General features: G+C 47.2%; 14 protein-coding genes. 5 read left to right on the plus strand and 9 right to left on the minus strand.

All coding sequences use genetic code 11. The features are described 5' to 3' along the window. Positions 1–86 precede the first annotated feature (86 nt). Positions 87–272, plus strand: coding sequence for a hypothetical protein (locus H6F86_RS24610; protein ID WP_190452229.1), 186 nt, complete (start codon positions 87–89; stop codon positions 270–272). Here H6F86_RS24610 and ggt read toward each other — a convergent pair whose 3' ends face one another. From ggt to H6F86_RS24625, 3 genes are all read right to left on the minus strand, one after another. Continuing rightward, positions 273–1,994 carry a gamma-glutamyltransferase gene (gene ggt / locus H6F86_RS24615; protein ID WP_190452230.1) on the minus strand — a complete coding sequence of 574 codons (1,722 nt, stop codon included), beginning with the start codon at positions 1,992–1,994 and terminating at the stop codon, positions 273–275. It abuts the gene before it with no gap. 196 nt (positions 1,995–2,190) lie between these two features. Then, entirely contained in the window at positions 2,191–2,607 is a 417-nt protein-coding gene (locus tag H6F86_RS24620) for a hypothetical protein (RefSeq protein ID WP_190452232.1), read from the minus strand. Between the two features lie 225 nt (positions 2,608–2,832). Continuing rightward, positions 2,833–3,597, minus strand: a complete 765-nt coding sequence (locus H6F86_RS24625; RefSeq protein WP_190452308.1) for an AhpC/TSA family protein — start codon at positions 3,595–3,597, stop codon at positions 2,833–2,835. 421 nt (positions 3,598–4,018) lie between these two features. Here H6F86_RS24625 and H6F86_RS24630 point away from each other — a divergent pair, with 421 nt between their 5' ends. Beyond that, complete coding sequence (locus H6F86_RS24630) at positions 4,019–4,534, plus strand: DUF2059 domain-containing protein (protein WP_190452234.1); 516 nt, start codon at positions 4,019–4,021, stop codon at positions 4,532–4,534. Positions 4,535–4,686: 152 nt separating this feature from the next. After that, positions 4,687–5,202: a hypothetical protein gene (locus tag H6F86_RS24635; protein ID WP_190452236.1), complete on the plus strand. Its 516-nt coding sequence runs from the start codon at positions 4,687–4,689 to the stop codon at positions 5,200–5,202. 256 nt (positions 5,203–5,458) lie between these two features. Here H6F86_RS24635 and H6F86_RS24640 read toward each other — a convergent pair whose 3' ends face one another. Beyond that, the gene (locus H6F86_RS24640; protein WP_190452239.1) at positions 5,459–6,865 is read right to left on the minus strand and encodes a glycoside hydrolase 100 family protein; all 1,407 of its coding nucleotides are present in this window, start codon (positions 6,863–6,865) and stop codon (positions 5,459–5,461) included. A gap of 672 nt (positions 6,866–7,537) precedes the next feature. Here H6F86_RS24640 and H6F86_RS24645 point away from each other — a divergent pair. Next, complete coding sequence (locus H6F86_RS24645) at positions 7,538–8,332, plus strand: SDR family oxidoreductase (RefSeq protein ID WP_190452241.1); 795 nt, start codon at positions 7,538–7,540, stop codon at positions 8,330–8,332. Positions 8,333–8,772: 440 nt separating this feature from the next. Here H6F86_RS24645 and H6F86_RS24650 read toward each other — a convergent pair whose 3' ends face one another. Continuing rightward, complete coding sequence (locus H6F86_RS24650) at positions 8,773–9,048, minus strand: GIY-YIG nuclease family protein (protein ID WP_190452243.1); 276 nt, start codon at positions 9,046–9,048, stop codon at positions 8,773–8,775. 198 nt (positions 9,049–9,246) lie between these two features. Between H6F86_RS24650 and H6F86_RS24655 the strand changes: the two genes are divergently transcribed. After that, positions 9,247–9,837, plus strand: a complete 591-nt coding sequence (locus tag H6F86_RS24655; protein WP_190452248.1) for a rhomboid family intramembrane serine protease — start codon at positions 9,247–9,249, stop codon at positions 9,835–9,837. Positions 9,838–10,073: 236 nt separating this feature from the next. On the opposite strand, the gene H6F86_RS24660 is transcribed toward H6F86_RS24655, so the two are convergent. The 4 genes from H6F86_RS24660 to H6F86_RS24675 all read right to left on the minus strand — a co-directional run bounded on the left by H6F86_RS24660 (position 10,074) and on the right by H6F86_RS24675 (position 16,103). Then, a complete protein-coding gene (locus H6F86_RS24660; protein WP_190452251.1) occupies positions 10,074–10,223 on the minus strand; it encodes a hypothetical protein in 150 nt (49 codons plus the stop codon). Between the two features lie 316 nt (positions 10,224–10,539). Beyond that, the gene (locus H6F86_RS24665) at positions 10,540–14,319 is read right to left on the minus strand and encodes an AAA-like domain-containing protein (RefSeq protein ID WP_190452253.1); all 3,780 of its coding nucleotides are present in this window, start codon (positions 14,317–14,319) and stop codon (positions 10,540–10,542) included. Further along, positions 14,316–15,674: an AAA-like domain-containing protein gene (locus H6F86_RS24670; RefSeq protein WP_206756091.1), complete on the minus strand. Its 1,359-nt coding sequence runs from the start codon at positions 15,672–15,674 to the stop codon at positions 14,316–14,318. Before H6F86_RS24670 ends, H6F86_RS24665 begins: the two co-directional genes overlap by 4 nt. A gap of 192 nt (positions 15,675–15,866) precedes the next feature. Beyond that, a complete protein-coding gene (locus tag H6F86_RS24675) occupies positions 15,867–16,103 on the minus strand; it encodes a hypothetical protein (protein ID WP_190452256.1) in 237 nt (78 codons plus the stop codon). Positions 16,104–16,150: the final 47 nt, after the last annotated feature.

A 16,150-nucleotide genomic window follows, 5' to 3' on the forward strand; every position in this document is an offset into this window, starting at 1 on the left:
ATTGTCACACTGTACGACTCAGTTCAATCACCAGGCAGACCTCGGTACAACCGCATACTAAACAGTATCGAGTTGCCCCAAAAAACATGGAAGCCCAAGTGTTGTCTCCCTCCCTTCAAGATGTTGTGACCCGTATTCTGACCTCTCGCTGTATTACTCGCGTTGATCAACGGTTGCTGGTTTCATTGGCAAAGTTGAGCCGTGATGAACAAGCCTTGCTGAATGAAGTCTTCGATCGTTTGCGTCGAGGTCTTTTGCGGGTCGTTGATTAATTAGAAACCATACGCTGCACCCTCGCCCCGTGGGTCGGCTGCCCCTTCAAGGGTGCCATCAGAAGAACGGATGATTGCCTGAGCATTGCCCCACGTGTTACCTTCTGCAATGGTATGCCCCCGCTGACGAAGATTGTCCAAGGTGAGGCGGTCAAGACCGTTGCGTTCGACCCGGAGCTGATCGGGTAACCACTGATGATGCAGGCGCGGAGCCGCTATCGCACGTCTAGCATCCATGTCATAGACCAACACATTCAGCACGATTTGCAGGACGGTAGTAATGATGGTGCTGCCACCAGGAGCGCCCACTACTAAGCGAAGTTGATCATTTTCAGTGACGATCGTAGGTGTCATGCTAGACAGTGGTGTTTTGCCTGGGGCGATCGCATTGGCTTCGCCGCCGACCAGACCAAAGGCATTGGGCACACCAGGAGCGATCGCAAAATCATCCATTTCGTTGTTGAGAATGAGCCCTGTACCTGGCACTACAACGCCAGAACCAAAGCCAAGGTTGACCGTGAAGGTGAGACTCACGGCATTACCTGTGCTATCCACCACGCTAAGATGACTGGTGTCGTTAGATTCTTTGCCCAGCCGCTTGAGGGTTTCTGGGTTAGCTGCTTGTACCTGACTAGACGGTCTGGCTCGTTGCAGATTGATTTCTTGACGTCGCTGTTTGGCATAGGCAGGGTTGATCAAGGCTGCAACGGGCACCTTTACAAAATCAGGGTCGCCTAGATGCACCGCACGATCGGCATAGGCAATCCGCATGGCTTCCACCAATAAATGCAGTGCATCAGGACTGTGCCACCCCATCGCCTTAAGATCGGTATCACCTAAAAGGTTAAGGATTTGCAGCAGATGCACACCACCCGAAGATGGCGGCGGCATTGAGCAAACACGCGTCGCTCGAAAGTTGCCGCAGACCGGATCGCGCCAAAGGGGGCGGTAGCGCTTCAAATCAGCCAGTGTGATTAAACCCTTATTCGTAGCCATGTCACGGGCGATTGTCTCTGCCAGTTTTCCTGTGTAAAAATTTTGAGGATCAGCCGCTACTTGAGTCAGCGTTTGTGCTAAATCTGCTTGCACCAGACGATCGCCTGCTTGCAACGGCACACCATTCCGAGTAAAAATCTGGCGAGCAGCAGGATTTTGCTGAAGTGTTTTTTGCTGGGCGATCGCCGCTGCCAAGCGCCAACTTACTGGAAAGCCTTTCGCTGCCAATTGTGTAGCCGGAGCCACCACAGCCTTCCAGGGTAGCTTGCCATAGCGGCTCTGCACCTCATAAAGTCCGGCGATCGTACCTGGTACACCAACCGCTAGATAGCCATCGGTGCTTGCATTGGGGCGTACTTTTCCTTGAGCATCCAGATACAGTGTACGAGTGGCTGCCAGTGGTGCCCGCTCGCGAAAATCGAGCGCCTTCACTTCGCCTGTAGCGCCCAACCGCAGCAGCAAAAAACCGCCGCCACCTATACCGGCTGAGGCTGGCTCCACGACGGAAATCGCTAGAGTCGTTGCCACTGCTGCATCGATCGCATTTCCACCTTTTTGCAGCATAGTGAGACCCGCTTCACTTGCTAATGGGTGTGCAGAAACTACCATCCCTTTTTTGGCACGATCGGGATAGGGAAAGGCTTCTCCACTCTGACTACTGACAAACAGCACTATCAGGCAAACCAGTGGCATTGCCAGTCGTCTAGGCGTAACCAATCGCTTCATTCCTCAGCCCTCTTTCATCCAGCATTGCTTCTTACACCCTACACTGTTCGGCTGACTGCTCACAGCAAAACCTCGCCCCTCTGCGCCTCAAATAAAAAGACCCCTGACATTGCTGTCAAAGGGTCATTTCCGCACACAACCAAGGAGAAACACATGAACAACTTAAGGAGACGTACTGCACGCCTTTGCCCGATCGCTAACGCACCGAAACAAGCTCTCGATCAATATGAGACGGTAACGCTTCTTGAGGCACTGAAGTCAACGCGAGTTCTGGATGCTCAATCTGAGGGAACCGATTGAGAAACTCAGCTTCAGTAGGTTCGATAGCGTGGGAACGCCGCACCTTAAAGGAAAGAGCGATCGCAAATAACCCCATGATGCCGCTCAAACCTACCACATCGACGTAATCAAGCGGTTGCCGATTCGAGGTCTCTGGCAGACTTGCGCTAGCAGAGCGGTCGCTAACATCTGGTTGGCGCAACATCTGGCTCAGACCCGCCTTGCCGTCAGCTAGCGGACACGCTTGAGTAGCGATGGAGGAACCAAAGAGAAGCGTAACTGCAACAATGGAAGCGGGCAGGATGACTGATAGAGGGGGGCGTAATCGAGTCATAGCCTTGTTCGAGTGAAGGTTGTGATGATTATGGGCGAGTCGCTGCTATGAAACAGGCTAATAGGATACAAAAGAGCAGAAGTCTTGCAAAAAACTGAGGGCTAAAAGCCAAAGGTCGCCTAAAGATGCAGCGGCTTACCGTCCATAAAGCGACAGGGTTGATAAAAGTTTGTCGTTGTTCAGAAGCACTACTGATCGCGATATAAAACCGAAAGGGCAGCGGACTCACTTGAGAAAGGACAAGGGGTAACTCTTATCGGCTGCGAAACCAAGAATACCTGGATCGCGGTGTTCGTAGAGTAGATTTCCCTGAGCATCAAACAGAAAGGTCGCGCCCCGTTGAGTGAGATAGGCAGCATCAGGAACATAGGTTTTCCAGTGGCTCAACACTTCTGCCATGTTGCGTAGTCGTAGGGTTGCTAGTTCAAACGGACGTTGAAAACCTTTGCCACCTGCCCACTGAAAGAACTCACCCTTGATAGGTGGCAGCGGGGTTGCCTGGACAACTTCATCATCTCCAATGAGTTGCGGTGCACGGCGATCGCCCCGATACCCTCGTAAAACTTCAGCCAGCGTGCCGGGGCTACCAATGCCAGCGCACATCAGCACCAGATTTAACCAGGCAGTCTGAGTCGTCGATAAAGCGGGCAGTTTTAAAGCAAGTCCGGGATACAGGTTTAAGCTTTGATGCAGTTCTGCCGTTGGATCGACAAATAAACGGTCAGAGGGGAACCCCGTATAGGCGCAAAATTGTTGTCCAGCCGCGCGATCGCCAATGCCAACGGCTCGGATGCTGATATCCTGGGCTTGGAGCCGTCCGCGTTCCCGTTGCAGCCACCAGGCATATTCGAGACTATCAAAATCTCCTAGCTGGGGCCAGATCAACACTAGCTGCCGAGCAGTTGCTTCGCACGGCTCCAAAATGGGTACGACAGCGCCATCACTCACTCGTTGACGCTTAATCTGGCTTAAAAGGTTGTAGGGCATTATAAGCGTGCAGGCGTTTGGGCAAAGAGCATACCTCGAAAAGTATAAGCGGCTAACCAGTTGATGACTACTGGGTAGTGTCAGCAGGCTATTGTCCCTACCACTTCAGCCAGTACTACTAATCCTCCTGCTTCAGGCTTGGGTCGATCGCCCTTTACGTCAGTTTCTCGCTGCGGAATGCTCAAGTCATATCTGTAAATAAATGATCGTTTATACCTACGGATGCTCACAGCGCGATCACAGCTAAAGCAAGGAGTCTCTTTTTGCTTAGATTCGGAAAATAGAAGGGCGGTAGCTTTGCATAAAAGCATAGAGTTGATATATTTTTATCACTATAGAAAAGTTAGATAGCAGGGAAACTCAGCCGCAATTTAGATTGGATTTTTGGCGCGATGTACATCAAAGTTGAGATACTTAAATTTTAATGTTTAAAGTAAAGTTGCAACTTTCAAAGTTTCTAGCATTGTTGCTGGTTGTCTGCTTTACCCTCTTCACGGTATATGTAGCAAATTCTCAACAACTGCCTTTAAGTAAAGATCAATCTCCAATATCTGCCGGAGAGACCTCTAAGTATAAATTAGCAAGCGAGGTGCTGCCAGCAATAGGAATTTCAAGAAGATACGATATGCATTTTGACCATTTGATGGGCATTTTGATTGGTAAGGGTGACGATTTTGAGCTTTACGCAAGATTTAGGAAGATGTTTGCGCGGGAAATTGGGTGGAAACACTACAAAGAAGCCTATGCCGCAAGACTACAAGCCGATTTTTCGGAAGATGAATTAAAGGAACTGTTAAATTTGTCAAAGCAGCCTTTGATGAAAAAGTTGTTGCAGTCTGAAGTCAAGGCATATCTGGATACATCGAAACAAAGATTCAAAATGGGATTTGATTTGTGGAACAATTATAACAACGGCAAGATAAGTTTGCCGCCAGACTAAACTTACAGCTAAATCAGAAGGGACATAACAAATTATTGGATCGGGCAATATCGAAGCGTTTCGGTATTGCTTTAGAGACACTTTGTTGATGCTCTCAGCCATTAGTCTGCATCTATTCATGCTTTAAGAAACGCAAATTCCTGTAAGTTTTTATGCTATTTTCTGCATCTTCCTTCTATTTAGGAAACCACTCTCTCTATCTTGCCAATGCGGGTATTCCACTGTTTTCTCAGAGCATATTCTATCAAATTCTCCTACTGATTCCGGTTATTGCGATCGAAGCTTTTGTTCACAAAAAACTACTTAAAACTACTATTAAGAAAGCAATTTTAGTTGCTCTTAGTACAAATGTTTTATCAACAATTGTTGGAGGGTTGCTTGTTGTATTACCGATTGGGGCATTCGTTGGCACTATAATTTTTGGATCAACTGTGCCAGTGCAACCGGGTTCTTTTCCGTTCCTGCCCTTAGAAGTTATCGTCACACTGATTCCGATGTTTTTATTTTCTGTTGTGCTGGAATCATTTGTCGGTCGTTCTAGATTCAAAGCAGTTGAGCAAGGAAAAGTGAAGCAATCATTTTTGCTAGCTAATGCTTTTACTTACTTGATGCTTGAGATCTTAGCTATTACCCAACTCATCAAAGGATATATTGAAGGGCGTGGCTAAGGTAACTACTGTGAAGTGAGAGCCGATCTCATAAGGATTATTACGGCAAGCTAGCAATCCCGTTGCACACTATTCTGAAAGCTTACTAACCATAAGTGAACGGGATATTAAGTGATTAAAGTAGCTTTAACTGCGATCGCTCACCTCAAGCATGGAACATCTCAAGCCACGGCGGGAGACTTGGACTGAAGAAGAGCGATCGATGTCCCCAATGACGTTGTGGGATCGTCTCTAATTAGACTATGGAGCATTAAGCTCAAACAGTACAAGCCGTTGCATTAGATTCTTCATTAAAAGATTCTTCATCGAAACTAATGAGCGCTATGTATTCTGGATTGGCTAACAGAGCTTTAGTGACTAGAAAAGCTGCGATCGTCCAGGTTTGGTATTTTCTGGCTTCTTTGCCAATCAGTCTGCCATTTCTATCGTCGTAATATTCAGGCCATTGATCATCCAATAAGCGTTGTTCAGCAATTGCTAGGGCTTTGTGTACGAGTTCTACCTTTCCAGTTTTCAAAGCGGCGGCGGTTAAAAGCCAGAGCAAAACGGGCCAGTTGCCACCGTTGTGGTAAGACCAGGGAATATTCTTCGGGTCAGAGCCAGTAATGGTGCGCCAGTCTTGCCCCTCAACGGCTGGGAAGCAAATTTTCATCGGCATATAGCCCACTAACTCCTGCCAGCGCTGTTCCAGCAACGCCATGATTGCCTGAGCTTGTGATGCCGTTGCTAACGAAGCGATGATTGCCATCAAATTCCCCAGTCCAAAAAAGCGAAAATCAATTTGTCCCGGTCCCAGGTTTCCAGCCAAGTAGCCGCCTTTTCCCATAAGCCACTCAATTGACCAGGGGGGGATGGTGTCTGAGTAGACATTAAAGCGATTCACTGCCAGTGCACCGAATTCATCACCCTTATAGCGGTAAATTTCATTCAGGCGTTTGAGGTCAAGCCAGTAATATTTCCGCACGTGGTAGGTCAAGTGGCTTAAACGGGTCTCGATTGCTTGAAGGTAGGTGCTGCCAGAACCACTGGGTAGCAAAAGTTCTCGTGCTGCCCGTAGAGCCGCATAAAATAGCGCTTGAATTTCCAGTGGATAACCGTAGACTCCCATGCGTCGATCGATCATAAACGAGCCATCAGGCACCAAGAGCGTGGGGAACATATCAAAGCGAGCTTCCAAACAAAGCTGCAAAATCAAATGAATTCCATGTTGGAAATCAGGTCTGTGAGCCAGCTTCAGATCGCCCGTTGCTTTGACGTAAGCCCGTAGCAGAATCAACCACCAGAAGCAGGAATCGATCGGAGCAACCTGTGCGATCGCCTGCTCGCCAAAGTCAGCCGTTAGATATTCTTCGCCCTCTCGCTCAACAACTTTAAAGCTGGCAGGAAATAGCCCCTGCCCTGGTTGAAAGCATTCTAGCTGCGGTTCACGGCTTTGCAGCCTCAGCACCTCCACCAGAAAATTGCGTACAATCTCTGGCTTACCCTGCATCAGAAAAAACAAACCTGAGGAAACAAAATCTCGGACAAAGCATTGATCATAATTGAGTGCCACTGCTTCAGGATCACGAGCAGCAACAGTGCCAACGGGCTGCCCCCGATAATAGAGGATTGCGTTTTCAAGGGCTGCGTAAGCCTCTTTCACCAAGGTATTTTCTGCCAGCATACAGCTACTCTTTAACTAACCAAATAACCAGCACTCCAGCTCTCATCCTTCATCTTTTACTACTGCTCCTGGTCGTTCCAAAGCAACCACTCAGCTATCAAGATCTTTTGTAGTTTCGTATTGATGGATGTTGCGATCGCCCCTGGTACCACGTTGTTAAGCTAATGCCCAGGGTATCTAATTCTACTGCCAGATTGCAGATAAACAACTTCATACCGCCCTTGCTAACAGTACACGGGAGGCAAGTTGGGAAAGGGAAAATCCTTACACACAGAGCTGGTATTGATATCTTGCCAGGGCATTTAGTTTCCAACAAGTGTCCCTTACTGACTAACCAATTTGGCAGCACCAAAGATGGCATTAAACTTGCGGCACTAAATGACATCACTTCTTCCTCACAAAAACGACAAATCGCGAAATTATAGAACTCATTCGTGAGCATTGCAGTGAGTCTCTTTTTCAGGAGGTTTGTCAACTGATGCCTCTGTTCCATCGTTTCAACATGGTGTTTGAAGATAGTAGGCACTCCAACACGTTTGTCCGCTGCAACCAAGTAGTGGAACACGGCTACTGGATTACTACCCTTTAAGCGCCGCTGTAATAGTTCTTTGGAGTGATGCAGAAATGAGAAATGTCATTCAATCTGTTTAGTAAAGTGAAATGTAAACTTATATGACAACAGCCTTGATTACCGGAGCGTCTGCTGGCATCGGTGCCGCCTTCGCCCAACAATTAGCAGCGCGTCAAACTGATCTTGTGCTGGTTGCTCGTTCCGAGGACAAGTTACAAGAACTTGCTAATTTACTTAGTCAGCAACATCACATCCAAGTAGATATAATCGTGCAGGATTTGACTGCACCAGACGCTACAGAAAAAATCTTTCAGACTGTGCAGCACCTTGGACGCTCAATTGATTTGTTGGTGAATAATGCTGGCATTGGAGATTATGGTGATTTTGCCGAAAGCGATCGAGACTTTCAACTTAAAACGGTGCAGGTTAATATCGCGACGCTTGTGGATCTGACCCATCGCTTCTTACCTGGGATGCGACAGCGTCGAACTGGAGGGGTAATTAATCTTTCTTCGGTAGCAGGGTTTCAATCGATGCCCTATTTCTCGCTTTACGCGGCAACAAAAGCATTTATCCTTAGCTTTAGCGAAGCTTTGTGGGCGGAGAATCGCAGCTATGGAGTGCATGTGCTAGCCGTTTGTCCAGGACCAGTTGGCGCTAAATTCCTCAAAGAAGCAGGCTTTCCGCCGTTTCTAGTTAATGTAGCTACAAAATTTGATACCTCGATCGAGACTGTTGCACAAGATGCCCTCAAAGCATTTGAAAAACGAGAGTCGATCGTGATTCCTGGCAATCTGATTAATCCTGTTCTTGCTACGCTGCCTCGGTTCTTTCCACGGGAGGGGGTTTCTAGCTTCTGGAAGCTGGTATTGGGACATGAGGTTGGCAAACAATAATGCTCCCACTTTCGATCGTTCCATCAACCCAATTTCGCTAGAGCGATGGCATAACTTCCTAAGAGGCTATGAGCGCAACTTTTGATCATATTGGGTCACGGTTTGTACATCGTTCGCTATCGCACCAGTAGTGCAACCCCTTTCCCATTACCTAGCGGAACCAAACCATAATGAGTTTCAGAGCGCAGCCTATAGCAAAAGGATGAAGGATAAGGGATGAATTGAAGCCCTTGCTTAAAGGATGTTTCAAGGTTGATGTCTGTCCTAACGTTTTCTTCGACTGCTATAGGTGATGGAATGTTCAACGGATAATTTGAAGGGTAGATGCTAGTCTCATTTTGGCGGGTAGCTACGGTGCAATTGCGCTGGATGCGGGTCGTGGATTTCAACCGACGTGATTGCCTTTGGCAGCACAGAGGGTCAATCTAACGACCAATGCCCTACTGCTGCTCTGCAACAATGTTAAAAGGTACTGAGCTTTTGCTTAACTCCAGTTTTTGTTGCCGGTTGAGTTGCTTAATCTGATACTCCCTTTTGAGTGCGGCTGATTTTGTGGGAAAGTACCAGGAGGCAAGCAGGACAACAGGTAAACGGCTGCGCGTGTAGCGAGCACCCTTGCTAGTGTTATGCACTGCTACTCGTTGTTGCACGTCTTTGGCATACCCTGTGTAGAGTGTGCCATCAGCGCATTGCACAAGATAGACAAAATGGCTCATAAGGTGTGCTGCCAATGCCCGTACGTTAAAGCTCACTTTAGAGCACACTAGCTTCAAATGATTCTGCTCCTACAGGCACTACACGTCAACGGCACGATCGGTTGTAGTGTCTCAGTTGCTCGTTTATGCTGCTTGAGTTACTCAAGCTAAAGCGTAGTTGGTCGCTTAAACTACTATAGAACGTGATGTCTGCGATCGATGCCATTTTCCCTGTCTGCTAGTGATGTTGCTACCCAAGCCAAAATCATCGGTGGCTTGCTCACGCTTATGTGGGCGTTAGAGTTTGTTGACCAGGTGTTGTTGCGGCGACGCTTGGATCGTTTCGGCATTGCGCCCCGGACTCAAATTGGACTGCGGGGCATTTTGTTTGCGCCATTGCTGCATGGTACCTGGCAGCATTTGATGGCAAATACATTACCTTTCGCTGTACTCGGTTGGCTGACCTTACTGCGTGGAGTCACCGAATTCACGATCGCGACGGCTGTGATCTGGTTGGTCAGTGGTGCAGGTGTTTGGCTCTTTGCAGCACCCCGCACCATGCACATTGGTGCTAGCAGCATCATCTTTGGCTATTTCGGCTTTTTGCTCTCTCGGAGCTACTTTGAGCAAGAGCTTTTCTCTGCCGTTATTTCAGTCGTGGTTGCTTTGCTCTACGGTCCACTTATCTGGGGCATCCTGCCGTCACGAAGACGTGGCATTTCCTGGCAAGGGCATCTGTTTGGATTTGTCGGTGGTATCCTCACAGCACGTTATTTGCCGGAGTTGCGGCAGTGGTTTGCCACGTTCTAACGTCAGCCATTAATCGCAGACAGCGCTGATACAGTGACGGTAGCGATGGGCAGGATGATCACTTCTAGCCCTGTGATGAAAAAGCGATCGCAAAACGATCATTACTAATCAAGACAACTCGAAGCACTGCTGTATGGGAATTTTAGCTGCGATCGTCGTTGATGTGAGATGACAACGAGCAGCGTTGGCAATGTTCGCTAACGTTGTCGCTTGATCAGTAAGCGATTTGTCACAGCCTATGACATAGAAAGCCAAGCGCGATAGTCTAACGCTTCTTCTTTAGAGTCAAAGACAGGTACTCTCAGAAACGGTAGGTGCGCGATCGTACAGGAACGAACCAGATAGAGCGATGCGCCCCATTGCAAATACCAATAGCGTTTTTGCATAAAGTCAACCGGATTGCAAAGGATGAAACGAAAGCCTATCTTTAGCTTCAAACAAGACTACGTTATTTCAGTAAGCGGCTTGTTAAACCACTCATACGGGTGAAAACTGTCGTCTAGAGGTGAAGAACTCCGAGTAAAACCTTTGCTTGAAAGTTTTACTCGGAGCCACTACCAACTCAGATCACGAGCTTCACTTCGGTCTGTTTAGCAGCCTCAGCATAGGTGAACTGGCAGTTAAATTCGTTCCCTAATTAATAACCGCAACTCATCAGGTTACTGTGGTTTCAGGTTGCAGCTTTTGGAGTTTGGTACCACTCTATTTGTCAATGTCACACAAGCGTCGATCGCCTGCATCATGATCCAACGCAATCGCAAGCCGTAACCAGTCACAACCCCGTTTCAGCAGCCCATCCACATCGCTGACTTGCCAAACTCTGGGAATATTGTCGGCTTGCGAAACTACAACAATCTGTTTTCCATCGGCACTCAACGCCATTTTGTAGCCTTCATGTTCAGCCAGTTGATTGCCCTTGTTGTCCCACACTCGGACTTTATTGTCTTGCCCTAAGGTTGCAATGCGATTGCCCCGATCGCTCATTTGAACTTGCTGATCCGGATCATTAAAGGGGGAAATTTTTGTTCGAGCATCTAACTCAACAATTTGTCCACGCTGCAAGTTCCATAGGAAAACGCGATCGTTAGCTGTTACAAATAAATCAGCTTTCGCATTGAACACAGTGGAGGGCTTTAATGGTACTTCGTAATAACCATCTTCCTCGGATTCGAATGTTACTTTAATGGGTTTTAATGGTTTTCCTTGAAGATTCCATTGTCGTGCGATGCTATCGTACTGTTGTAAGGCAATTAAGCGTTGTTCATCATTGCTGAAGAATATCTTCTGAAATTTTAACTCCTCAATCTCAGCAAGTTGTTGCCCTTTTAATGTCCATAAAGTGCTACCACCAACATTGCTGGTCATCAAAACGTAATTACCACTAGGGCTTAACCGAACTCGATTTATAAGCAGCTGGCGGCTGGGATCAGTCTTCCCTTTGATGGTGGTAACTACATTTCCTTGCAAATCCCACACTCGCACCCCTGACATTTGATCCACGACTGAAGCATAGTATTGCCTTGGAGGGGTTAAGTCTCCATTCCACCAAGATCCTTCAAGGAAGGCGACCTGTTGCCCCTGCAAGTTCCAAACACGTACCCCGTGCTTCTCCTGCTTGGGATTCTTAGGCACCTTAAAAGTGAGAATACGATCGCCATCGGCATTAAATTGCATTGCGTATCCTGATTCAAACCTCGGCAATTCACCAACTTTGATGGTTGCCAGTTCCTTGCCCTGATTGTTCCAAACCCGAATTGTCCCTTCAGATTCCACGTAAGCCATGATGCGATCGCCCTTAGAACTCACTCGTAAAACCTGGATTTTGCCTCGATTGGCTCCCAGTGTTTTACGATGAGGATTCTGAAAATACTTCAAGCGAGCTGTTGTTAAGATACGAGAGCCATCTGGGCTAAAGTGAAGGTTATCATGTGGGTTATCACCTGAACTGTCAAACGAATCTAAGCGATTGCCCTGAAGATCCCATATATATCCAGTTGCCTGACCAGTTGCTCTTGCCTCAGTCTCACCAACAGTGGCAATTCGTTGATTATTTGGGCTGAATTGAATCGCTGCTACACTTCCTGGATAACCCTTGAAGGTTCGGATTAACTTTCCCTGACGGTTTCGCAATTGGATAGTACCATCATATCCACCCGTTGCGATCAATTGACCATTTGAGCTAAATCGAATCACCTCAGGTAGGTGCTGTTGGGTTTTGAATGTTGCCAATTGTTGACCTTGCACATTCCACAAGCTAATAGCGCTCTGACCTTCAAAATCCTTCTCAACACTGGCGATTAGCTGACCATCTAGGCTGAATGTTGCACTTACGACCGAAGTATTGAGTTTTCCTTGAAAGGCAACTCGTTGCTTCCCTTGCAGGTCCCAAAGCCGCATCATTGGGTGACCTGGTTTGGCAGTGTCTTCTAGAGTAAGAATACGATCGCTTTGAGGATTAAACTGTGCGGCCTTATCAGTAACTGGAAGTTCCTTGAATACGGCTAGCTGACGACCCTGGAGACTATACAACCTTCCTGTACGACTGCTCGAACTAACTGAATCATCACATGCCCGGTTCATCTCAGTCGCTAGGAGAAATTGGCTATTCGGGCTAAAATTGCTGGTAAGGATGTTCCCCTGTCCTTTCAAGGTTGCTAGCTGCTGACCTTGAACATTCCAGAGATGGATGGTACAACCTGCCAAAGGTTCTGTTGCAACAAATTGTTCATCGGGGCTAAGTCTTACTGATGAAATGTTAGCTGAGTGTCGATGAAGAGATGCAATTTGGTTTCCTTGCAAATCCCATACACTAGCCTTGTGGTGTTCTGAAGCAATAAAGCGAACACCCTGAGCCGTTAACTGAATTCTTGTATTCCAAGAAGGCGGTATTTTCTTCACCTGAATGTTATCGAGAATGGTTTGGAGGGCAACGACCGGGCTAGACGTTGGGTACTTTTCTTCCGGTTGGGTGAGTTGTTTTAATTGACCTGTTGCTCTCAAGGCATTTAGAAGAGCTTCTTGCTGGTCAAATTCAAACTGCTTCAACGCATCGCTGCTTGTTTTTTCTAATTGAGTCAGGGTTTTAGCGGTACTGATCGATTTGTTTGACCATAGCCCGATCGCCCCAGCGGAGAGTACTGCAATGCCTAAAAGCCCTGCACCACCACGGATCATCCATTTGGCTTTGTGATTGGCTTGAGTAAGAATTTGATTCGCTTGTTTGGCATCCTGATTTTCAGCCGTTTGGCTTGCTCTAAGAAACTCAGAATCCTGATAGCTCAAATTGCGCCCAACTGACCACTGCAACGCCTCTTCTAAAGCTTGTCCCCGTAACAAACGAGAGCTATCTGCTTTATTTGAAGTAATCCAGGCGTTCAGTGCTTCGGCATAAGGTCTTAAGTTGTTTAACATGGTTTCCACCCAGGTTTGATTGAATACAGCAGCGTAGATTGGGTTGTAAACTTTTAACGTTGCGTCTTGTTTGACGACTAATCCTGACAAACGTAATTCCTGTTGTTCTTTGCTGTCATCGATGGGAATCTCACCATGCAGCAAAATTTGTTGATACAAGCCCAGTAGACCACTGGCAAGTTTTTGATCTCGCAAAAGTCGATCGCGGATGGTGCGTAAGTGTTCTGGCTCATCCTGTGATGTCCAGTTTTTGATAAAGTCATTCACACACTGCTGGGCAGATGAACTGGTTGACTCCGCGAGCGATCGACAGATTTTCTGAGTTAGGAAGGGCTGTCCTCCTGTCCAGCTCAAAATCTCTTGAAGCGCTACTTGTGGCTCGGTGACGTGTTCCGCCAAGCCTGCGGCTAACCCCTGCGCTTCTTCAAACCGAAAACCATTAAGGGTGATTGCTTGCCCAATGTTGAAGGGAGTTCGGGTTTTGTCTGTCATCAGGTCAGACGGGGATGCTACTCCAAATAAACAAAAGGTTAAGCGTTGATACGCTGGATTATCAACCCGGTAGTTATAACAAGCTCGGATGAGGGCAAAGAAATCGTTAACTGAAAAATTCAACCCTAAAATACTATCAATTTCATCAATAAAGATGACAATTGAACCTGGCAACTGTACTAGCAGCACTTCTTCAATAAAACGAATCAATAATTGAATTGAACTACGATCGCCCTCTTCCCCAAACCAGGCTTTTAAGTTGACTTTTCCAATTAAGTTCGCGCCCCGCCAAAGCTCTGAAATCACTTGCTCATACCATTGCTGCGGTGTGATGTGTTCGCTACCAATGCGGGTCATATCGATCGCGATGCAAGTAACGCCTTCGGCTTTCAGGCGATGCATCGTTTGCACCCGCAAGCTCGATTTGCCCATTTGCCGACTGTTCAGCACATAGCAAAATTGTCTGGCTTTCAACGCTTCATAAAGATCCTGGTCTGCCTGACGAGTGACATAACTGGGCGCACCAACCCGCAAACTACCGCCAACCTGATATTCATACTCTGCTAGATGTACGTTCATGAGCTGCGTTCACCAAAATATTGTCGATATAATTCACAACTAGCCCTGGCTTGATTAGCTTGTAACTGCACCAATCCCATACTTTCGAGTTTGTAAGCCTGTAACGGATCTAAAGCAGCAGATCCAGCTTGAATTACAGTTTGCAATGCGGTCATTAACTCTGGATAGGTTTGTAAAACTTGCCAGTGCCGCCGGAGATCGCTGCTGTAAATGCCAGCCTGAGTTGGGGCAGTTTGCAGCAGTTCATCCAGAGTCAGTTCGCCAGTCTGCAAGTGGTAGAGAGCCAGTTGCAACAGATAAGGATGCCCACCAACTAAAGCAGTTAACTTGGTCGTTTTAGCCGTTGACCAGGACAGCCCATAGGCTTGTACTAATTGCTGCATTTGTTCAGGGGTGAACTCTGGCAAGCGAATGGGCAACCCAACATTAAACGGAGATTGATGGAGATTCAGTGGAATGTAGACTTCCGTTGCATGGACGACAACCAAACGTAGACGCTGCCAGATTTCCAGGTTGCTCGCCTCTTCGTGCCAGCTTCGTAAGAGGGCAAAAAAGCCGTGGGCGATCGCCGGAAATTCAAACAGCCAATCCACTTCATCCAACCCCAAGAGCAAGCCTTGCTCTAGTTGCTCTAATAAATATCCCTGCACATAGGTTGTGCAACTAACTAAGCTACCGAAACGATCGCGATCCCAGTACTCTTCGAGCTGAGGAGAGATCCCTAATTTAAGGCTGAGATTCAGGCAAAACCATCGCAAAAAGCTGTCCAGATCTTGCAGGCAAGTTGGCTCTGCTTGCCGTAAGTCTAACCGCAATGATCGATAACCCAGTTGAGTTCCCGTTGCCATAACCTGGTGCAGTAGAGACGTTTTGCCCATCCGTCGAGGGGCACGAATGCGAAGAAGTGCACCAGGTTTTCTAATCTCTTTAGCACAGCGTTCTTCAATCGGCGATCGAGCAATGTAAAAGGGAGAATCGATCGCCATTGGGCTACCCGGAAATTCTAAGTCAAGCAGTGGTTGTGATTGCCTACTTACAATTAGAGGCTTCATCATTTCAGGACGAAAGTGCAGAAATAAGTTTCGCAACTCATCGCGGTAGGAATAGTGTTCTCCTGCAGTGTTACTGAAACCAAACTCCTTGCAAATATTCGCTAAATGTCGCCGTACCGTTGAGGGTTCAACATAAAGTACCGCCGCGATCGCCTCATCACTCTCTTCTGCTAAAAAGTGCTGAATCACTTTGCGCTGGCGAGCCGTTAAGGATTCAAAAATAGCTGTAAACTCAGTTTCTTTCATGACATTTATCCTAAGGCTGCCAATGGCTCGATCGAGAATTTGTGCAAGAGTACTCACAAATTTACAGCACGTCAGTAACGAACGAGATGGTGCTTCGTCATTGCCAAAATCACCCTTGAGTAATCCTGGCACGATCAAGCAATTCCAGGGACAGTCGGTTATGCCCCAAGAATGTCAGGGTTAAGAAGCATAATTTCTCTAACCTCGATCTAAATAGCTTCTCTAACTTTCTTCAAAGGGCGACACTTTCTATTGACGAGCATCTTGCTCAACGCCCAGTGGTGTTGTTGCTACGTCTTTGATCGAAACTTCGAGGCGATGATGGCGATAAAACGCTATGTCGGCGGGTTGAGCGCAGTTAAAACCCGGTCTCCAAGTAGTGCTTAATTTAGCCCTTCTACTTAGCAGCAATTGAATGATGACAAAGTAAACATTCAAACAATGTGATGAAGCAGGAGCAGCGGTAGACCAAGCGAATTGTGCCACCGATGATGGGCTTTAATTTCAATACGCTGAGAAGAACTTTAAATGGG

It is taken from the genome of Phormidium sp. FACHB-592 (genome assembly GCF_014695795.1).
Taxonomy (GTDB): Bacteria; Cyanobacteriota; Cyanobacteriia; order Leptolyngbyales; family Leptolyngbyaceae; genus Stenomitos.

Bases quoted from the DNA above. Each gene is read 5' to 3' on its own strand.
- H6F86_RS24610 (WP_190452229.1), top strand. From the start codon at position 87: ATGGAAGCCCAAGTGTTGTCTCCCTCCCTTCAAGATGTTGTGACCCGT.
- ggt (WP_190452230.1), bottom strand. From the start codon at position 1,994: ATGAAGCGATTGGTTACGCCTAGACGACTGGCAATGCCACTGGTTTGC.
- H6F86_RS24620 (WP_190452232.1), bottom strand. From the start codon at position 2,607: ATGACTCGATTACGCCCCCCTCTATCAGTCATCCTGCCCGCTTCCATT.
- H6F86_RS24630 (WP_190452234.1), top strand. From the start codon at position 4,019: ATGTTTAAAGTAAAGTTGCAACTTTCAAAGTTTCTAGCATTGTTGCTG.
- H6F86_RS24635 (WP_190452236.1), top strand. From the start codon at position 4,687: ATGCTATTTTCTGCATCTTCCTTCTATTTAGGAAACCACTCTCTCTAT.
- H6F86_RS24640 (WP_190452239.1), bottom strand. From the start codon at position 6,865: ATGCTGGCAGAAAATACCTTGGTGAAAGAGGCTTACGCAGCCCTTGAA.
- H6F86_RS24645 (WP_190452241.1), top strand. From the start codon at position 7,538: ATGACAACAGCCTTGATTACCGGAGCGTCTGCTGGCATCGGTGCCGCC.
- H6F86_RS24650 (WP_190452243.1), bottom strand. From the start codon at position 9,048: ATGAGCCATTTTGTCTATCTTGTGCAATGCGCTGATGGCACACTCTAC.
- H6F86_RS24655 (WP_190452248.1), top strand. From the start codon at position 9,247: ATGCCATTTTCCCTGTCTGCTAGTGATGTTGCTACCCAAGCCAAAATC.
- H6F86_RS24660 (WP_190452251.1), bottom strand. From the start codon at position 10,223: ATGCAAAAACGCTATTGGTATTTGCAATGGGGCGCATCGCTCTATCTG.
- H6F86_RS24665 (WP_190452253.1), bottom strand. From the start codon at position 14,319: ATGAACGTACATCTAGCAGAGTATGAATATCAGGTTGGCGGTAGTTTG.